This is a genomic window from Streptomyces coeruleorubidus (assembly GCF_028885415.1).
Taxonomy (GTDB): Bacteria; Actinomycetota; Actinomycetes; order Streptomycetales; family Streptomycetaceae; genus Streptomyces; species Streptomyces coeruleorubidus_A.
This window is the reverse complement of record NZ_CP118527.1, coordinates 6,347,833-6,366,582: the sequence shown is the minus strand read 5'-3', so window position 1 is coordinate 6,366,582 and position 18,750 is coordinate 6,347,833. Positions and strand designations below refer to the sequence as shown.

The window sequence follows — 18,750 nt, the reverse complement described above, 5'->3', positions numbered from 1 at the left end:
GGAGTGTGTACACATACACGCCACTGTGTACTGCCATCTTCCCGCCCTGTTCCCCTTCCCTTCCCCACCGGAGGGAGGCCGGGCCGCCACCGGAACATCGAGTACGACCGCGCGGGGCGCGTACTTGATCACCGTGCACAACGCCTATGACGAGGCCGGCCGCCTGCTGCGCACGGACGACAGGTTGAACGGCAGCAGCCACTTCGATCTGGACGCCGCGGGACGGGTCACGGGCGTCACCGCGCGGGGCTGGACCGAGAGCTACGCCCACGACGGCGCCGGTAACCAGACGAGCGCCGAGTGACCCTCACCTCGTAGCTGACGAAGACGGATGCTAACTGGTCCGCATGGCGGCGGCGATCCGCTCAACGATCTCCTCGATCTGAACCAGACACTCGTGCACTTGTGATGGAGGTACGCCAAGAGGGTCGTTCACGTCTACGTCACCCATGCGTGTCGACACGGCACCACGGCGAGCGGCCGCCCCCTGGACGAGGGTCACAAACCGTGCGGCCGGATCCACCACGCCTGCGGCGTCCTCTGAACGCACCAGCCGGGCGAACTCACGGAAGGTGAACGCACGGGACAGCGCACGCACAGGGGACAGCCGCACAGCGGCCTCACGATGCTCCGTCGCAGCGCCCAGTACCAGGTCCGCGTCTTCGACCATCTCCTTGGTCAGTCGGCAGGAGCCCATCCCGGAGGGCTGCACGCCACGTCCGAGGAGGAAGGAGGCGACAACAGCCGCCATTGGCATACCCGCGACGGCCCGGGTGCCGGCACTGCTCAGATGGATCATTTGCCGATACTCGAGCAGTTGGTGCCTGAGCAGGCACTCGGCAAGCGGAGAGCGATAGACGTTGCCGGTGCACACCACAAGTACGCGGAACGGGGGCACACACCCTCCAGGAGGGGAAGAAAAGGAGACCAAGACGTGCGGCGCGATGTCAGTATTCATCCGACATCTCCACCGGGTGAGGACTTCAAAGAGCGTTTCTTCCCGGCTGTGGTGCTCGGACCGAGTTTCAGGATCGCGCCATCCGGTCAAGCAGCGGCCGTCGGGTGAGCGTCGCGGCCCGGGCGCCTGCGGTACACCAGCGCCTCTGAAAGAGCGCGGAATCACTGGTCAGGGCAGCCGCCACGAGGCGGACCAACCGCATGGCACATATCGGGCGCCTTCGCTCCTCACATCCGGGAACTAGCGGCCAATCCGGTGATCTGCATACGCCATACAGCGCTTTGCCTCCCGAAAGTGCTTAACATGCGCTATTCGGCGCTATCTATGCACATACAGTACTCGCGGGCCGGACCATGCCGTCGCCCGATTCCATTTGAGGAGTGTGAATGCGATGACGGCGTCATCGAAGTGTCGTGCCGCCTTCGCGGCCACAGCAGCCTCCGCTGTCCTGGCCGCAGTCCCAGTCGTAGGGGCCCAACCTGCCCACTCCCAGCCGTATCCACCCGATGCCCCGAGCCTGACCCTCAGCGCCACCACCGTTGACGCAGGAGACGACCTCGCCTTCACAGGGACCGGGTTCACTCCGAACGAGGGGGTGGACGCATTGCTCTTCTCGAAGCCGGTCAAGCTGGGCCATTTCACCGCCGACGCAAACGGCACGGTGGAGGGTACCGTCACCATCCCCAAATGGACCGATCCGGGCAAGCACATCTTCCTTCTCAAGGGAGAGAAATCGAAACTGAAGCTCTCGGCCAAGATCACCGTAAACTCGCACAAGCCTCACCTCGCCGACACCGGTGAGGACCGGACGCCCGTTCTGTTGGGCGGAGCCGCAGGGCTGCTGGCGCTCGGAGCCGGCACGATGATGGCCGTCCGTCGGCGGAAGCAGAACTGACCGCCCCGCTCCATCGGGCAGCTGCGAAGCCTCAGCAGTACCGGCGGCCGACAGCGGATCTCCCGACGCATGACCTCACGTCGTCGTCGGGGTACCCGCTGTCGGCCGCTGCCGCCATGACCGCCTGAACAAGCCCAACCTCGACGTAGGCGACGGGCACATGCTCGCGGCAGCGGCATACCCTGAACGGAGTCTGTCAGTGCCGCAGCGTGCCGGACTCGAGATTGTCCACGTACCAGGCGTACGTCCGGGCGATTCCTTCCCGCAGGCCGATACGGGGCGCCCAGCCGAGCGCGATGAGCCGGGACACGTCAAGGAGCTTGCGTGGGGTGCCGTCCGGCTGCTTCGTGTCCCACTCGACGCTCCCGCGGTACCCGACGACGTCCGCGACGAGTTCCGCCAGTTCCCGGATGGTCAGGTCCGTGCCGGTGCCGACGTTGACCGGACTGTCCCCGTCGTAGTGCTCGATCAGATGCAGGCACGCCCGTGCCAGATCGTCCACATGGAGGAACTCCCGACGAGGCGCGCCACTGCCCCAGTTCACCACCCGCCGCGCACCCGACTCCTTAGCCTCGTGGAAGCGCCGCATCAGGGACGGCAGCACATGAGAGTGCTCGGGGTGGAAGTTGTCGCCCGGCCCGTACAGATTGGTCGGCATGGCGGAGATCCAGGGCAGGCCGTACTGGCGTCGTACCGCCCGCACGTTCAAAATGCCGGCGATCTTGGCGATCGCGTAGGCGTCGTTGGTCGGCTCCAAGGGACCCGTCAGCAGCGCCTCCTCGCGGATGGGCTGCTCGGCGAACTTCGGGTAGATGCAACTGGAACCCAGGAACAGCAGCCGCTCCACCCCGTGCTCCAGGGCCGCGTCCAGCATGTTGACCTGAATGCGCAGGTTGTCGGAGAGGAACTCGGCGGGCCGGGTGGTATTCGCCTTGATCCCGCCCACTCGTGCCGCGGCCAGCACCACCACGTCCGGGCGCACGGCCGCGAACCAGTCGAACACCGCCTGCCGCTCCCTCAGGTCCAGCTCCGCCGAGCCGGGCGCGACCACATCAGTGAACCCTTCACGGCGAAGCTCCCTGCGCACCGCCGAACCGACCAGCCCCGAGCCCCCGGCCACGAACACGCGCGCCGAGCGGTCGAGGGGGCGGTGCACCCTGTCGTCGCGCACCGCGGCAGGCGCGTTCACCGCCGAGGCGACCGGGGCTGGGGCACCGGTATCAGTACAGGCGGCCATGGACCTCGACGTCCTCCTTCGCAGGCATGCAATCCCTGAAAAGCGACACAACGCCATAATACGGACGATAGCGCTGATATCCGTATTCTTGGCGAGTGCCCAGGTTCCGGAGGTGCCGGAGGTGCCGGAGTTCGGGGTCGCATCCGGTCCGTCCTGACAGCTCGGCCGAAAGAGAAGGCGCGTGGCCGTCGAGACGGGCAGCGCCGCACGACACGTGGCCCAGAGGAAGCAGCAGCATGTTGAAGACGAAGATCGCCGATCCCACGAGGCCCGGCTCCCTTGCCCACTCGGCTCGCGCCAAGCGCTGGGACGAACTGCTGCGATGCTTTCCCGACCTGGCCGAGATGCACGTTCTCGACCTCGGCGGCACCCCGACCTCCTGGCGTGGCGCACCTGTCCGGCCGGCGCACGTGGTGACCGTCAATCTCGACCCGCGCACCGCCCGGCATGCCGAGTCCGGGATCACGCCGGTCGTCGCGGACGCGTGCAGCCTCTCGCTGCCGACGCACATGGTCACCCGGCGATTCGACCTCGTGTACTCGAACTCCGTCCTGGAGCACGTGGGAGGGCACTACCGGCGGCAGCAGTTCGCCGACACGGTGCACAGCCACGCGGACCACCACTGGGTGCAGACCCCCTACCGCTACTTCCCCGTCGAACCCCACTGGCTGTTCCCAGGGCTGCAATGGCTCCCGTTCCGGGCTCGCGTCGCCGTCTCCCGGCACTGGCCGCACGGTCACGTTCCAAGCGCCGGGCATGCGCAGGCCACCCGCGACGTCCAGGAGGTCGAGCTGCTGTCCGCGGCCGAGATGCGGTCCTACTTCCCTGCTTCCACCATCTGGTTCGAACGCTTCGCCGGACTTCCCAAGTCACTGGTCGCAAGGAAGTGAGCCGTGCCCGCCACCCTCCCCGCTCAAGTGCGTTCTCCACCCCTCACAGCCCAGCAAAGGGAATCCGCATGACGGACAAGACCGCGCTCATCACCGGCATCACCGGCCAGGACGGCTCCTACCTCGCAGAATTGCTGCTGCAGAAGGGGTACGTGGTGCACGGAATCGTCCGCCGCGCCTCGACCTTCAACACGCAACGCATCGAGCATCTCTACCGGGATCCGCACGACCCCGAGGCGCGCCTCTTCCTGCACTACGGCGACCTGACCGACGGAACCCGGATCGCGGGACTGCTCGAGCGGCTGCGGCCCGACGAGGTCTACCACCTGGCCGCCCAGTCCCACGTACGGGTGTCGTTCGACGAGCCGGAGTTCACCGGGGACTCCACCGGGCTGGGCACCACGCGGTTGCTCGAGGCCATCAGGACGACGGGCCTGCCCTGCCGGTTCTACCAGGCCTCCAGCTCGGAGATGTTCGGCGCCTCCCCGCCGCCTCAGCACGAGGGCACCCCCTTCCACCCGCGCTCCCCGTACGGGGTCGCCAAGGTGTACGCGTACTGGGCGACGCGCAACTACCGGGAGGCGTACGGGATGTACGCGGTCAACGGCATCCTGTTCAACCACGAGTCCCCTCGCCGTGGCCCGACCTTCGTCACCCGCAAGGTGGCCACGGCGGCCGCACGCATCAAGGCCGGCCTCGAGGACGTCGTCTACCTGGGCAATCTCGACGCCCGACGGGACTGGGGATACGCGGCGGAATACGTCGAGGCGATGTGGCGGATGCTGCAACAGGACGAACCGGACGACTACGTGGTCGCCACCGGCGTCAGCTACAGCGTGCGCGACTTCGTCGAGCAGTGTTTCGCCCATGTCGGCCTCGACTGGCGCGACCACGTGCGGTTCGACGAGCGATACCTGAGACCGACCGAGGTGGACGACCTCGTCGGAGACGCCTCCAAGGCCGAGCGGCTCCTGGGATGGCGCCCGAAGGTGCGAGCCCCGGAACTGGCCCGCCTCATGGTCGACGCCGAGATCGCGGCCCTGTCGCCGGCGCCTGCCGCTTCCGTCGGTGCACCCGCCGCTCCTACGGCGCCGGCGTTGGTCGGGCAGTGATGCGTACAGGGAGCCCGGCTCCACAGAAGGTGGCCGTTCTGATGACCTGTCACAATCGCCGGGAGCGCACTCTGGCGGCCCTGGGGTCATTGGACAGGCAGACCGGTCTGCCGCCCGGGACGGCCCTGACCGTGCACCTCGTCGACGCCGGAAGCACCGACGGAACCGGCGCCGCTGTGTGCGCCGCCTTTCCGGGCACCGATGTGGTCAGGGCGGGTCCCGATGTGTACTGGGGTACGGGTACGGCCATGGCGGCGGCACGAGCGGACCCCGGCGCCCACGTGCTGTGGCTCAACGACGACGTGGTCCTCGCGCCGAACGCGCTCGCCGTGCTGCTGCGCACCGCCGCCCCGCTCCAACGGGCGGCCGTGGCCGTCGGCGCCATGCTCTCCGCCGACGGGAGCCGCACCACTTACGGCGGCTACCGGCTCCGTCGCGCCCCCGGTCGCCCACCGCGTCTCGAGCGGGTTGAACCGGACCCCCACCGGCCCCTGGCCTGCGACTCCTGCAACGGCAACGCGGTTCTGGTCACCCATGCGGCACGACGGACACTTGGAGACTTGGACCCTGCTTTCCCGCACCGCATGGGCGACAGCGACTACGGACTGCGGGCACGGAAGGCCGGCATCCCGGTTCTGCTGGCTCCGGGGCACGTGGGTGTCTGTGACGACCATCCGCCGCGCGCTCCCGGCACTTCGCGGGCCGCCGGGATCACGGTAGGCACGGCGCTGCGCCGGGCGACATCGGTGCGGGAACAGCCCCTCGGGCCATGGTGGCGCTTCTGCCGTCGGCATTTCGGGGTCTGGTCGCCGCTCGTCTTCTGTTCCCCGTATGCGAAGACACTGGTCACCGCGGTGCGGACGAGACGTTCTCCGGCCGGCGGCGGGCCCGCGCCGCCACCCCCACAGCCGGTGACGAACGATCGCCTGCCCCTCTGAAGCGCCCCTTCACAGCCACGGCGTGCTGCCCCGTGCTTCCGCCTCCGGCTCACCACTCCCCAGGACGGACCAACGGTGCACGACCTAGCCGTCGCCTCGGACATCACTCAGACCCTCTTCATGGGACTGGCGGTCTTCGCCGTCCTGTTGTGGATCTTCACACAGCACTGCAACACCGCCATCGGCCTCCTCCTGGGCGTACAGGTGTGGGCGATCGCCGCGGATGGTGAGATCCCGCTCTTCAATGTCGGCGTCAACATCCACCCAAGTGATCTGCTGGCCGCCTGCGCCATGCTGGTGGCCGGCGCCCGGCTGCTGCGGCGGGGGGTGTCGCCCCGGGCCGAGTTGCTGCTCGTACTGGCGGTGATGTTCCTGATCGCATGGTCGATCCAGCGGGGAATCGGTGCATGGGGTCTGCCCGCCGCCGCCAATGACGCCCGCGTCTACTTCTGGCAGGTCTTCGCCTCGGCCTTGTATGTGGCGACCGCGCCCCTGCGCGCCGGCAGGGCCAGGGCCATCGTGCGGCTGTGGCTGGTCTCAGCCGCCGCGTACGCCGCACTGAGCCTGGTCGGATGGCTGAACACCGGACTGCATTCGGTCGTCGACGCCGCCACCGTAGGAGGGCAGGTGTACGACCCCAGGCCGGTGCCGGCCAGGTCGGCTCTGGTCCTCGCGCAGAGCGCGGTGCTCCTGCTGTGCCCATGGGGCGGGAACTCGTCCGCCCCGGCCATAACCGCGGAGAACAGCCCGGGAAGAGACCGGCGGGGGCGGAAAGGCCGGCCAGACGGCGGCCGCGGCAAGATCCTGCCGGCGCTGCTCTGTCTGGTCTTCGTGGTGCTGCTGCAACACCGGACCGTCTGGGCGGCCACCATCGTGATGGCGGTCGTGTGGTGGGCGCTGATTCCTGCCCGAGCAGGTCAACGCCTGGCCTCCGCGGCAGCAGCCGTGGTGTCGTCGTGCGTGGCCGCGCTGACGTTCGCCGTCGGCATGTTCGGCGAGGTCGGCAGCGTCCTCGCTGACTCCTTCGCAGAGACTCAGGGCGCGAACAGCACCTTCTCCTGGCGGGTTCTCGGCTGGCAGGAGCTGATGGACGGATCCAAGACCCTGACCGAATGGCTGCTGGGCAGTCCGTTCGGCTCCGGCTACGACCGGTGGGTCGGAGGCGTGGTGATCTCCGTCTCCCCGCACGACTACTACCTGCACGTCGCGCTTCGCCTGGGCGCGGTCGGACTGCTCACGCTGCTGGCCTTGTACGTTCTCGTATGGCAGCGGCTCGGCAGCGGCGGGAACGGCTCGCCGGCCCTGCGTCTGGTGGTCGTCTCCCAGCTCGTACTCTTCGTCTCGTACTCTCCGTTCCCCGAGCAGGGGATCCTCCTCGGGCTGTGTGTGTGGCAGCTGCGTGCCGACGCGGCAGGCCGGTTCAGCGATGTGCGGAGGAAACCGCTTGTCACCCAGCAGAGGGGTGACACAGCCAAGAAAGAGGTGAATCAGGAATATGGTGAATACCATGAAGAAACGGATGTAACCCCGACAATGGGGCAATGACTCTCCTTCATCGCGTCCGTCTCGCCGCACAGCGCATCGGCCTTGATGTGAACCGGTTTCCGCAGTGCTCACTCGATTACCGCGTCGTGCAACTGATTCACCGCAGCCGCATCGATGTGGTGCTCGATGTGGGGGCGAACCGCGGTCAGTACGGAGCGATGCTGCGGCGGTTCGGATACCGGGGAAGGATCGTCTCGTTCGAGCCGCTCCACGAACCCTTGCGGACGCTGCGCCGCCGCGCTGCGGCGGACCCGCTGTGGAAGGTGTTTCCATATGCCCTCGGTGACAGGAATCGCACCGTGAACGTCAACGTAGCCGGCAATGGATGTGCCAGCAGTTCGGTGCTGCCCATGTTGTCCAGGCACGCAGATGCCTGCCCGGAATCCCGCTACGTGGACGTCCAGGAAGCCGAGCAGTTTCGCCTCGACGCCGTCTGGCCGCAAGTGGCCGGGCCCGACGAGCGTGTGTTCCTGAAACTCGACGTCCAGGGATATGAAGGAGCCGTCCTGGAAGGAGCCGCGGACCGCGTCGGCCAGTGCACCGGACTGCAGATGGAAGTCTCGTGTGTCCCGCTGTACGAGGGAGGTCTGCTCCTGGAAGACGCACTGGGCATCGCGCAGCGCCGGTACGGGATGACCCTGGCGGCACTGGTGCCCGGCTTCAGCGACAGCCGGACCGGGCAGATGTTGCAGTGCGACGTGGTGTTCCTTCGTGAAGGCGCTCGGGCGGGACGACGCGGCAGCACGCATGACGGGGCACTTGGCCGCCCGTGATCAACGCGGTCGGTCGGACGGATCCGCGGCTGCAGACGACCGGAGAGGGGAAGTGCGCCGTCTCCGGCTCCGCAGAAGACCGGTGGCGACAGCAACCCTGAAGACGGGAATCCGGCCGCGCAGAATCACGCACACCAGCACGACCGGCACCATGGCGACCAGGCCATGGCCCAAGGCCGCTGCCGCGGGACGGTCCGCAGAGCCGAGCGCGGCAGCGCCGCCCAGTGCCGCCCCGACGGCGAGGTGCACCCCGTGCATACGCAGGGCGGCGCCGGCACGCATCAGACCGGAGCGGTGCCAGGCTGCCAACTGCACGAGATGGCCCACCACTTGTCCCACGGCGGCCGCACCCGCCACCAGCAGAAGGTCTCGCGCGAACGCGGCCGCGGCAACTCCCGCCACGGTCGCGACGACCGTGGCCGTCAGCGTGCCGAGCAGGGCCCGTGGCGCGTCCCGTACCTGGTCGATCAACCCTCCGCAATAGCCCAGCAAGGTCATGGCCGCCCCCGCGGACAGTACAGGCACCAGTGCCACGGCCTGCTCCCAGCCCGGCCCCAGCAGCATGCCAAGGGCCGCCGGCCCGATGCCTGCCGTGATGCCGAACCCGATGAACGCGACGGCCGACGCCGCACACAGCGTTCGCTCCACGTCCTGGCCGAAACGGAGACCTTCGGCGCGCCGCTCGGCGAGCAGCGGAGTCACGGCCCAGTTGATCCCTTGGTACAAGAACGTCAGAAGCAGTCCGGTGAACAGGGACGCTCGGGAGTACGGTCCCGCGGCGCCCGGGCCGAGCAGCCGGCCCGAAACCCACAGCGGGATGTTGTTGGTGACGAACTGCCCCAGGCTGTGGCTCGTCATGAATCCCGAAGGGGCGAGAAGGTCGCGAGCCCTGACCGGTGGCCCGGGAGGCAGCGGCCGACGAGCAATCCAGGCCGTGCCCACGGACAGGGACACGGCCGCCGCGACCGGCTGTGCGAGAGCCAGCCCGAAGGGGCTCCAGCCACATACGAGCAGACCTGTCGCCGTTGCCACACCCACCGCCTGGCCCAGCGACTCGGCCAGCACCGCCACCGGGGCAGCACCCGCGCGACGCATGGCCGTGACGGTCACGTTGGCGCTCGGCTGCAGGAGGAACATGCATGCCAGCAGGCGCGCCATGACGGTGACGTCCGGCATGTGGAAGAAGGAGCCGAAGACCGGGGCCACCGCTTCCACCAGGAGGAAGCACACGGCGCCGGAGATCATTCCGAGATGCCGGGCGGCGCGCACGAAGGGCAGCGTCAGGCGCTCTGACCGGAGCACGCAGGCGGACAGTCCGGCGTTGGCGAAGTAGCCGAAGAACGGCACTACGGTCAGCGCGATGGCGTAAGCGCCATAGGCACGGGCATCGACGACGCGGGCGGTGTAGGCCGTATAGCCGAGTTGAAGCAGCACGACCACCACGGAGCCGGCGATGTTCCAGCGCAGGCTGATCATGGCTGACCGTGCTGCGGTTTCCGAAGATCGATGCTGGGCGGAGACAGTCGCACGGTGAGCCGCTGACATGTCCTGGAGTTCAGCCGTTCAAGGTGGTCTGCCGGGTGAGTTCGCCCGCGCGCAGGCTGGAGAACGCGTCCACGGCCAGGGCCATCTCAGGGCTCGCCAGGACAATGCATCCCCGCTTCGCGACGGTCTCCTCGGCCGAATCGCTCTTCCGGTAGAAGGCCTTCCTCACCACGGCCGATCTGCTCCAGCGCGCCTCGATGATCTCCAGTTCCTGGTAGCGAGGTACGTCCTCCTGCCAGTGAGTATCCAGATAGAAGAGCAGCGCGGGGTCCTGTCGCCTGAGCTGCCCGTTGAACGGCCCCCGTTCGGGCATGCTCAGGCTTGGAATCAGCAGATCCGTCCGGAAGGAGATCGCGGCAGGCAAAGCGGCACCGACCCTGATGCAGGCCCGCTGTGAAAGGTTCACCGTCCGCTCCGATGTGCCGGGTTGCCGCCCGGCTTCACCACCACCGCGACCATCATGTTGCCGAGCCGGTTCACCGGCCGCAGTACTTGGTAGACGACTTTCGCCACCGGCAGGCGCCAACGCTCCGGGAAGCGGCGTGCCAGCTTTCCGACCACCACGTTGTGGTCCCACATCCTGCGCGGCAGCACGATCGTCTGCTTGCACAACAGATAGCTGCGGGTGGCCTGGTCCAGGATCGAGCGATTCCATCGGAAGACATAGTTGACGACGTCGCCATGCCGTTCCCATTCGGTGCCGATGAGCTTTCCCACCAGACCTTCGTGCGGCTCGATCACGATGACGGCTCTCCGGGCCACCCGGAGCATCTCGGTGAAACCCAGAACCGGTCGCGGCAAGTGGTGCAGCCCGTCCTGGACAAGGACCAGGTCGTAACTGGAATCCGGAATGTCGGCCATGTTCTCTGCGTTCAGCGACATGGTTCGAAGTCTCGGTTCCAGGCCGCGGCACACGGCGAGTGCCTCTTCGGACAGATCACTGACCGTGATGTCCGTGAAGCCGTAACGCCTCAGGAAGACGCCCTCTCCGCCCACACCGCCGCAGACGATCAGCACGCTCTGTTTCGCTGGATCGAGCAGTCCTCGAACACGCAGCATGCGCAGCGCGGTTTGCATCCGCCGGTCGCGCAGAAAACGGGTCAGCGGATCGCTGGTCACGTGGAAGGACCAGTCGTCCCGGGTGCTGCAGATTTCTGCCATCGCGGCGCGCTGCAAATCCACTCCGCTTTTCACAGCTCCTCCTCCGGGGCGTATGGAATCCCAAGCCCCGGCCAGTCTGGCACGGTCGTATGGAATGATCCTGACGCACGCGCCGAGTTTCCGTTGGGTGGCGGATTTCCCGGCGTCGTTGCGCTGTCGGAATGTGGCTCACTGAGCTCTTTCAAGGAGCCGCGTTGGTTTCCTGTCCTGCCGCTCTCGACCTGCCTCACGCCCTGGTCGAGTGGGTCACGGTGCTCATCGTCACCCGCGAGGGTGACCGTCGCTGCAAACTCCCGCCGCACCAACGTGCTCTGGTCGGCCTGGTGTACCTCCGCAGAGACGACCCCCTCACGCAGATCCGCCGCGGGATTCGGCATCGCCGTCGGCACCGCCCACGCCTACACCGCGGCTGTCATTGACCTCTCGCCGACCGCGCGCCCGGCCTGCTGCGCGCTCTGCGCGAGGCCCACCGAGACCACGTGCTGCTCGACGGCACCCTGGCGGAATGCGACCGGGTCGGCGACAGCCGCGCCGACTACTCGCACAAACACCGTCGGCACGGCGTGAACGTGCAGCTGGTGACCGATCCGGATGGCCGGCTGCTGTGGATCTCCCCGCGCTGTCCGGCCGCACGCACGACCTGACCGCGGCCCGCACCCACCGGATCATCCGGATCTGCGAACGTCAGGGCGTTCCAGTTCTCGCCGACCGCGCCTACATGGGAGCCGGACCGTGGGTGACGACGCCCATCAGACGCCCACCGGGCCGTGGCCTCACACCCACCCAACAGACCGTCAACCGCGCGCTGTCCGCCGCACGGGCGCCGGTCGAGCGCGGTGTCGCACGACTGAAGTCGTGGCGGATCTTCCGCAAAGCCCGATGCAGCCCGAATCGTGTCGTCAATCGCCGCAGCCGTCCTCGCTCTGGAGCGGCAACGCTTAAGAGCTCAGTCGACAGCCGCCTCGACGATCAAGGCGAATTGAGATCGGGACTCCAGATCTCGGAGTTCAGGGTCATCGCTCTGGCCGGGTGCGTAACGGCGGACGGCGGAGAAACCAGCTGACCGGAGCTCCGCCTCCACCGCCTCGAAGTCCCACAGGAATCCGGCGTGATGGCCGCAGTCCTGGAAGGTCATGCGCAGCAGGTCAACCGGATGCTCAGCCTGGTACCCCCTCCGCCGACACTCCTCCATCTCCCGTCGCGTCTCGTCGTCACGTGCCAGGTACAGCCGCACAGCGTGCTCGACATCGGGTGTCGACAGCCGGATGCGCCCGCCAGGTGCCAGAACGCGCCGGGCTTCACGGAACATGCGGCGGGCGGGCTCGAGGCGGATGTGCTCGATCATGTTGTCGGAGTAGATGTGACTCGCCGAGCCGGATCGGACGGGCCACGTCCTGGTGGCATCCAGATAAGACCGCGTGTGCCAGCAGACATCGGTGCAGATCCAGCCGGGCCGACGACTCCGGTAGCTCCCCACTTCGATCTTGAGGAGGGGCCCTGATGACCTGGCCGCATGCGCGAACCGGGCCTTGGCCACGGGGCGGTTGACGGTGCCGATGACCGACTTGGCAAGGCTTTTCGCAACGGACACGCGAGCGACGCTACAGCGCTGCCTCGGAGCGGCTTTGGTGCCACACCCAGCATGCGGCATGCATCACCCGCCCAGTCGTCCGGCACGCAGCCTGTGGGTGGGTTCACTGCCTCACCGCAGCTTGTCCGCCGCGTGCTTTCGCGTCTCGCCGAGCAACTGGAGCAGCCCTTCACAGAAACGTGCGGCCATGGCGTCGGTCGTGTAGGCGGCGGCGTCCTCCCGGCAGCGCGTTCGGAAGGAGGCCAGGCGGGTCTGGTCGGTCAGCAGTGCTTGCACCGCCGCCGCGTACACCGCCGGGTCGTCGGACGTGATGACGGCGTTGCGCCCGTTCCTCAAGTATTCGAACTCGGGAGCGTGCCATGGCCAGTCCGTGGTGACGACAGGTGTCCGCAGAACGAACGAGTCCACCGCGCACAGCCCCACCCTGCCCGGCATCAGCATGACGTCCGACACCGCTCCGAGCAGCGCTACCTGCCTTCCCGTCATGTGCCCCAAGGGGACCACCGGGCTCTTGGCCGTGGAGGCCATGGCCTCGACCAAGGGCCGATCGGCACCGTCCCCCGCCACTAGCAGCCGGAATCCCGGCAGGACGCGGGCGATGCGCCCAGCAGACTCCAGCAGCAGGGGGATTCGCTTGGGGGCGTCCAGCCCGCCCACGAACAGGGCTGTCCGTCCGGGCAGCAACCCGTGGCGCGACCGCAGGGCGGCCGCTTCGGCGAACTCCTGGGTCCCGGGCGTTCCCGCGCGCTCGCGGGCCTCGGCGAGCGCCACGGTGTCCACGCAGTTGCGCACCACGGTGATGCGCCGGCGCGGAAAGCCGCCGGAGGCGAGGTGGTCGGCTCCGCCCTCGGTGTAGGCGAAGAACCAGGAGGCGCGCCGGGTGAGGGCGTCCTTGGCGGCGGTCTCGATGCGGCTCACCGGCTTGGTGTACGTACGGCCGTGGCCCCACAGCGCGACGCGCGGAGTGAGACCACCGGTCATGCGCGCCAACTGCTGCCGGAGAAGGAGTGGATAGGCCTCGAGATTGCGCAACGCCTGTTCCAGTACGACGACGTCGGCGGAGACCGCTCGTCGTTGCACCTGCTGCCAGACGAGTGACCGGCCTCCGGGTACGCCGAGACGGCGCACCGGGACCTCGATCGCGCCCGAGCAGTGCGAAGCGTCCTGTCGTGCCACGTGAGAGGGGGGCGGAGGACCGTGCAGCACGTCCAGGGCGCACCCTTCGGCCTGGAGATCACTCCTGAGACGTTCGAAGAATGCGGTCCGGTAGCTGGGGATGTAGGGCTGGACGATCACGATCCTCGGGTGGTGTCCGGCCTTCAGCACGTCGTGTCCCTCGCTGTGCTCGCCCGGCCGACGAGGGCCGGGGCGTGCCGGGCGGCGGCACGGTGCGCGAGAGCGGCGGCGTACACGGCCTCGATGCGCTCCGCCCAGACCTGTTGCGTGTAATGACGCAGGAACACCTCCCGGCAGTGGGGGCGCAGCGATGGGAAGCACTCGGCGGCGCGGCGGAGCGCGGCGTCCAGTGGTTCGTTCCAGTGCACCACCGTGCCCGTGCCCTGTTCCCGCACCGAGTCCGCGACGGCTGAACCGGCGAACGCCAGCACCGGGAGTCCGGCGGCCAGTGCCTCGGGATAGATCAGGGGGGCGCCTTCCAGCCAGCGGCTGGGGAAGACCAGACCCCGCCAGGAGGACAGTCGCTGCCGGAGTTCGCCGTGTTCGAGCGCTCCGAGGAAGCGGACCGCCCGCGGTGCGGCCCGGCGGCAGTCGTCGAGCAGAGGGCCATCGCCCACCACGTCCAGCGCCTCTCCCTCCGGCCAGCGGGCCAGCAGCTCCATCAGGCCCTTCTCCGGGCTCAGACGCCCGGCGAAGACCCAGGCGGCCTCGTTGGTGCCCGTACGGTGCCGGAACGTCTCCGCGGGGGCCGGGAGTGCGGCCTCGGTTGTGGAATTCGGCACGAGGTCCAGCCGTTCCGGTTCGATCCCGGCACGGATGTACATGCGGCGGCTGGTCGCGGACAGCACCACGACACGGTCCGCGCGACGCAGCAGTGGATGGGCGGCGGCTCCGCGGCGCCCGGCCCACGCCAGTGGCGCGGTGGCCACGGACGAGCCGCGGTAGCAGCCGTTCCGCAGGCCGGCCCACCGGTCGCCGTCGGGGCACCGGGTGCACATCGCTCCGTGCCGGTACAGCGTGGCGGCGGCGCACAGCGGCCGGTAGTTGTGCACCGTGGCGACGATGGGGCCCTGCCAGCACCGCAGCCAGGAGCTGCCGAAGTTGGGGAAGAGGTTGTGCACGTGGACCACGTCCGGGCGCAGCCTCCGCAGGTCGGCCACGGGGGAACGGCCTCGCCCGCTGCTCACGGTGACGGCGGCACGCAACGGGTAGAACGGGGAGCGGCCGAGTTCGTCCGTGTGCGCGGCCACGAGGTGTGCCTCGTGACCCGCTCTGGCGAGCGCTGCCAGCTGATCGGCCACGGTCTGGTTCTCGCCGCTGGGAGTGGCCGAGCTGTAGAAGCTGTGCACCACGGCGACGCGCAAGGGCGAGGAGCCGTGCGGCAAAGCCCTGCCGGGAGCCATCAGCCGTGCGTGAGGGTGTAGTTGCGGGCCTCCGCGTGGCGCACCACGTAACCGGCTTCCTCCAGCCGGCGGAGTCGTCGGCGCAGGGACCAGGGGCTTTGCGGAGTGTCGAATTCGATGCAGAGAACTCGTGGCAGTGTGCCCTCGGCGAGAATCCGGTCAAGCACTTGTTCCTCGGCTCCTTCGATGTCCATTTTCAGCAGGTCGACCCGCTGGTGTCCCAGCTTCCTCATAAAGGTGGTCAATGTGTGGCACTGGGCGTCGAATCCAGGCCCCTGACCACGGACCTCGGTCGCGGAGTGGGACACGTGCGCGGGATCGGCGGGTGGATGGAAGTGCAGCACCGCGTCCTCCTTCCACAACCCGAAGGGGAGGAAATGCCATCGAGGTTCGGTGACTCCTCCGGCGAAGGCGACCGAGCGGGGGGTGGGGTCCATGGCCCAGACCTCACACCCGAAGCGCCGGATGAGGGCGAGGTCGAAACTGACGTCCTCGCCGACACCTGCCGCGTAGACGACGGAATCCTCGCCGATCAGGTCGGTGGGAACCCACCACCCTCCGTATGTGCTGCCGAACCGCTCCAGACCGTGAGCCGGGAGAATCCGGGTCAGCCAGGGCACGACGGCCTCCGCGGTCTTCAGCTTGATCCGCCGGGTGAGGTGTGTCGCCGCCATGTGCGTCACACGCGTTCCGTGGCGACGAGGCCGAAGGTCGTCGGCGGGAAAAGGCGCTCTCCGACGGCCTGAAGCAACCCCGACTGGGTGGACCAGTAAGGCCGGACCTCCACCGTTGCGAAGGCCGGTGCGAGTAGGTCCCGCAGGGCTTCCTCGTCGACACCGTCGCGGACGACGTGGTACTCGACCATGTCGGCCTCATTGGCGTCGTCGTAGACGCCGCGTAGCCGGCGCAGGCGGGTGGCGAGGCCGCGGCGGAGCCGGCCCTGGCCGAGGCGCCAGAGGAAGTACGCGTTCCGGTCCAGGCTCAGCGACACCCGCGACCGGCGCGGGTACCACAGGGGATCCTGGGCACTGAGGAACGCGCCGCCGGGAACGATGCTCTCGATGAGCTGCTTGACGGTGCCCAGGTAGTCCGGGATGTGGTGCAGCACGGAGATGCACACCACGGCGTCGAGCGGACCGGCCTGGCAGGCCGCGGTGCCGTCCTTGTCGTGGATCACGGTGACATGCGGATTGCGGTGGAAGCGGCTCCGGAGGAAGTGGACGCTCGGCTCGCTCATCTCCGTCACCGTGACCTGCGCGCCCGCGGCCACGAGATGATCGGTGAAGGTGCCGTGCCCGGCTCCCAGTTCGAGCACCCGGCACTGCCCGTTCCGGTCGGTGACCTGTTGGACCAGGGTGTGGAGGTCTCCGATCAGCCGGTCGCGAATCGTGTGGTGGCGAATGTGGGGGGAGCCCGCCGCGTAGTCGTGCCCGGCTCCGTGCTCGCGCTCTTGCAGGGCCCCCATCGAGGGTTTGACCGGTGTGATCGTCATGGGCGTACGTTAGGAACGATGTCGGGATTTTCCCGGCCCTGGCCGACGAGTCGGCCCGAATTCAGGCGATCGGATGCCGCGTGCACCGCACCGCTGTCCGCTCGAACCGGGCGTGTCACCTGGCGCACCACCCCGTGGACGAAGCGCGCGTTGCCGAACAGGTACCGGCGCCACAGGCGGCGTGGTTCGCAGCCGAGACGGAACAGCCATTCCAGGCCGTTGTGCCTCATCCAGTGCGGTGCCTGCGGCTTGTTTCCGGCGATGAAGTCGAAGGCCGCGCCCACGGCCACGGCCACCACGGGCAGTGCGTCGCACAGTTCGGCGGCCCAGCGGTCCTGCTTGGGGGTGCCGAGTCCGACCCAGACGATGTCCGCCGCGGCGGAACGGATCTCCTCCACATGCTGCCGCCGTTCGTGGACGGTCAGGGGCCGGAAGGGCGGGGAGCAGGTGCCGACGATCCGCGCCCCCGGATAGCGCCGCCGCAGCTCCCGGTGCAGTGCGTCGAGCACCTGGGGGGTGGAGCCGAGAAGGTAGTGGTTCAGTTCGGTGTGCTGACTCAGGGCGAAGACATCCATGAGGAGGTCGGGGCCGTAGACACGTGTGCCCGGCAGTGCGGCGCTCGGGTGCAGCAGTCGGTTGGCCCACACGACCGGCTGCCCGTCGGGGAGGTTGAGGGAGGCCGAGCGGAGGATGCCGCGCAGCTCGGGATCCCGGTCGGCCAGGGCGAGCGTGTAGGCGTTGGACAGGTGTACGTCACTGCCGCGCCGGATGCCGTTGGCGCCGGCTCCGTCGGTGAGCCCATGGCGTGCCTCTCGCATCCGACCGGCCAGGTGCACGACATGGCGGGCCGCACTGTCGCGGGTGTGCGCGGTGATGGGCACACCGAGGCACTCGACCACGGGGGCCGCCGCCACCGATGCCGTCCGACTGCTAGCAGGGGCGGTCATGAGCGGGCGGCTTCACAGCTCGGCGTGGACCCGGCGGGCCGCGTGCCGCTCCCGGCGAACTCCCCGGGGGTCAGACGCCGGCGGAAGTCCGTGATGGTGTCGCACAGGCCGCGCTCCAGGGGAGTCGTGGGCTCCCAGTTCAGCAGCTCGCGGGCCAGGGTGATGTCCGGACGCCGTCGCTCGGGGTCGTCCTGGGGACGGGGAGTGAGCGTGATCTCGGAGCGGGACCGGGTGAGTTTGCCGATCCACTGCGCCAGCTCCAGCATGGAGACCTCGTGGGGATTGCCCAGGTTGACGGGTCCGCAGTGGTCGACGGCCAGCATGCGCAGCAGGCCTTCGACCACATCGTCGACGTAGCACAGGGACCTGGTCTGGCTGCCGTCACCGCTGACCGTGATCGGGTCCCCGCTCAGCGCCTGGCGGATGAAGGTGGGGATCGCCCGTCCGTCGTCCGGGCGCATCCGCGGCCCGAAGGTGTTGAAGATGCGCACGATCTTGGCGTCCACACCGCGACTCCTGCGGTACGCCATCGTCAGTGCCTCACCGAAGCGCTTCGCCTCGTCGTACACCGAACGCGGGCCCACGGGGTTCACATGTCCCCAGTAGCTCTCCGGCTGAGGATGGACCAGGGGGTCGCCGTACGACTCGGAGGTGGAGGTCAGCAGGAAGCGGGCGCCCTTTGCGGCGGCCAGGTCCAAGGCGTGCCAGGTGCCGGCCGAGCCCACTCGGAGTGTCTCCAGAGGCAGTCTCAGGTAGTCCGCGGGCGAAGCCGGTGAAGCCATGTGAATGACGGCGTCCACCGGCCCCGGCTCGTCCATGCCCTGGGTGATGTCCCAGTGGCGGAACTGGAAGTGCCGGGCGCCCATGAGGTGCTCGATGTTCTCGGGGCTGGAAGTCAGGAAGTTGTCCACGCAGACGACTTCGTGGTCCGCCTGAAGCAGCCGCTCGCACAGATGGGAGCCGAGGAACCCGGCCCCACCCGTCACTACTGCACGCATGCAGGTCCTCTCGGCCGCCCCGTCCAGGCTGGTGGACGAGGGCGAGCTTCGGTGTCATTGCCGAAGCTCAGAGCGATGTCGTGTTTCTA

Annotated in this window: 19 protein-coding genes and 1 pseudogene; 8 read left to right on the top strand and 12 right to left on the bottom strand. The window is 68.3% G+C overall.

From position 1 onward, the window contains the following. The first annotated feature begins 124 nt into the window (after window positions 1-124). Window positions 125-304 (top strand): RHS repeat domain-containing protein, encoded by a 180-nt coding sequence (locus PV963_RS29780; protein WP_425540956.1) that lies wholly within the window; start codon window positions 125-127, stop codon window positions 302-304. A gap of 30 nt (window positions 305-334) precedes the next feature. Here PV963_RS29780 and PV963_RS29775 read toward each other — a convergent pair whose 3' ends face one another. Then, complete coding sequence (locus PV963_RS29775) at window positions 335-958, bottom strand: low molecular weight phosphatase family protein (RefSeq protein WP_274819073.1); 624 nt, start codon at window positions 956-958, stop codon at window positions 335-337. A gap of 595 nt (window positions 959-1,553) precedes the next feature. On the opposite strand from PV963_RS29775, the gene PV963_RS29770 reads away from it, so the two are divergent. Continuing rightward, window positions 1,554-1,853, top strand: coding sequence for an LAETG motif-containing sortase-dependent surface protein (locus PV963_RS29770; RefSeq protein WP_274819071.1), 300 nt, complete (start codon window positions 1,554-1,556; stop codon window positions 1,851-1,853). A gap of 196 nt (window positions 1,854-2,049) precedes the next feature. Here the strand turns inward: PV963_RS29770 and PV963_RS29765 are convergent, their stop codons facing one another. Then, complete coding sequence (locus PV963_RS29765) at window positions 2,050-3,090, bottom strand: GDP-L-fucose synthase family protein (protein ID WP_274819069.1); 1,041 nt, start codon at window positions 3,088-3,090, stop codon at window positions 2,050-2,052. A gap of 236 nt (window positions 3,091-3,326) precedes the next feature. On the opposite strand from PV963_RS29765, the gene PV963_RS29760 reads away from it, so the two are divergent. The 5 genes from PV963_RS29760 (at window position 3,327) to PV963_RS29740 (ending at window position 8,348) form a co-directional block, all read left to right on the top strand. Further along, window positions 3,327-3,980, top strand: a complete 654-nt coding sequence (locus tag PV963_RS29760) for a class I SAM-dependent methyltransferase (RefSeq protein ID WP_274819067.1) — start codon at window positions 3,327-3,329, stop codon at window positions 3,978-3,980. A 68-nt stretch (window positions 3,981-4,048) separates the two neighbouring features. Beyond that, window positions 4,049-5,092, top strand: a complete 1,044-nt coding sequence (gmd, locus tag PV963_RS29755) for a GDP-mannose 4,6-dehydratase (protein ID WP_274819065.1) — start codon at window positions 4,049-4,051, stop codon at window positions 5,090-5,092. Window positions 5,093-5,133: 41 nt separating this feature from the next. Further along, entirely contained in the window at window positions 5,134-6,030 is an 897-nt protein-coding gene (locus PV963_RS29750) for a glycosyltransferase family 2 protein (protein WP_425540955.1), read from the top strand. A 75-nt stretch (window positions 6,031-6,105) separates the two neighbouring features. Next, window positions 6,106-7,575 carry a hypothetical protein gene (locus PV963_RS29745; protein WP_274819062.1) on the top strand — a complete coding sequence of 490 codons (1,470 nt, stop codon included), beginning with the start codon at window positions 6,106-6,108 and terminating at the stop codon, window positions 7,573-7,575. Further along, window positions 7,572-8,348 carry an FkbM family methyltransferase gene (locus tag PV963_RS29740; RefSeq protein WP_274819060.1) on the top strand — a complete coding sequence of 259 codons (777 nt, stop codon included), beginning with the start codon at window positions 7,572-7,574 and terminating at the stop codon, window positions 8,346-8,348. Before PV963_RS29745 ends, PV963_RS29740 begins: the two co-directional genes overlap by 4 nt. Here PV963_RS29740 and PV963_RS29735 read toward each other — a convergent pair whose 3' ends face one another. The 3 genes from PV963_RS29735 to PV963_RS29725 form a co-directional block, all read right to left on the bottom strand. Next, entirely contained in the window at window positions 8,349-9,824 is a 1,476-nt protein-coding gene (locus PV963_RS29735; protein ID WP_274819058.1) for an oligosaccharide flippase family protein, read from the bottom strand. Window positions 9,825-9,903: 79 nt separating this feature from the next. Continuing rightward, window positions 9,904-10,206: a hypothetical protein gene (locus tag PV963_RS29730; protein WP_274819057.1), complete on the bottom strand. Its 303-nt coding sequence runs from the start codon at window positions 10,204-10,206 to the stop codon at window positions 9,904-9,906. An 89-nt stretch (window positions 10,207-10,295) separates the two neighbouring features. Continuing rightward, window positions 10,296-11,087, bottom strand: a complete 792-nt coding sequence (locus tag PV963_RS29725) for a class I SAM-dependent methyltransferase (protein WP_274819055.1) — start codon at window positions 11,085-11,087, stop codon at window positions 10,296-10,298. Window positions 11,088-11,248: 161 nt separating this feature from the next. Between PV963_RS29725 and PV963_RS44070 the strand changes: the two are divergent. Continuing rightward, window positions 11,249-12,037 (top strand): annotated as a pseudogene (locus tag PV963_RS44070) (transposase family protein). On the opposite strand, the gene PV963_RS29710 reads toward PV963_RS44070, so the two are convergent. The 7 genes from PV963_RS29710 to PV963_RS29680 form a co-directional block, all read right to left on the bottom strand. Further along, entirely contained in the window at window positions 12,001-12,645 is a 645-nt protein-coding gene (locus PV963_RS29710; RefSeq protein ID WP_274819049.1) for a class I SAM-dependent methyltransferase, read from the bottom strand. The pseudogene PV963_RS44070 and the gene PV963_RS29710 sit on opposite strands and share 37 nt — an antisense overlap. Window positions 12,646-12,756: 111 nt before the next feature. Next, window positions 12,757-13,971 (bottom strand): glycosyltransferase family 4 protein, encoded by a 1,215-nt coding sequence (locus tag PV963_RS29705; RefSeq protein ID WP_274819048.1) that lies wholly within the window; start codon window positions 13,969-13,971, stop codon window positions 12,757-12,759. After that, window positions 13,965-15,224, bottom strand: coding sequence for a glycosyltransferase family 4 protein (locus PV963_RS29700; protein WP_274819046.1), 1,260 nt, complete (start codon window positions 15,222-15,224; stop codon window positions 13,965-13,967). The genes PV963_RS29705 and PV963_RS29700 overlap by 7 nt, the downstream gene beginning before the upstream one ends. Next, window positions 15,224-15,898 (bottom strand): FkbM family methyltransferase, encoded by a 675-nt coding sequence (locus PV963_RS29695; RefSeq protein WP_274822151.1) that lies wholly within the window; start codon window positions 15,896-15,898, stop codon window positions 15,224-15,226. Before PV963_RS29695 ends, PV963_RS29700 begins: the two co-directional genes overlap by 1 nt. Window positions 15,899-15,903: 5 nt before the next feature. Then, the gene (locus PV963_RS29690; protein WP_274819045.1) at window positions 15,904-16,716 is read right to left on the bottom strand and encodes a class I SAM-dependent methyltransferase; all 813 of its coding nucleotides are present in this window, start codon (window positions 16,714-16,716) and stop codon (window positions 15,904-15,906) included. Next, entirely contained in the window at window positions 16,713-17,663 is a 951-nt protein-coding gene (locus PV963_RS29685) for a WecB/TagA/CpsF family glycosyltransferase (RefSeq protein ID WP_274819044.1), read from the bottom strand. Before PV963_RS29685 ends, PV963_RS29690 begins: the two co-directional genes overlap by 4 nt. After that, complete coding sequence (locus PV963_RS29680) at window positions 17,660-18,661, bottom strand: UDP-glucuronic acid decarboxylase family protein (RefSeq protein WP_274819043.1); 1,002 nt, start codon at window positions 18,659-18,661, stop codon at window positions 17,660-17,662. Before PV963_RS29680 ends, PV963_RS29685 begins: the two co-directional genes overlap by 4 nt. Between the last annotated feature and the right edge of the window lie 89 nt (window positions 18,662-18,750).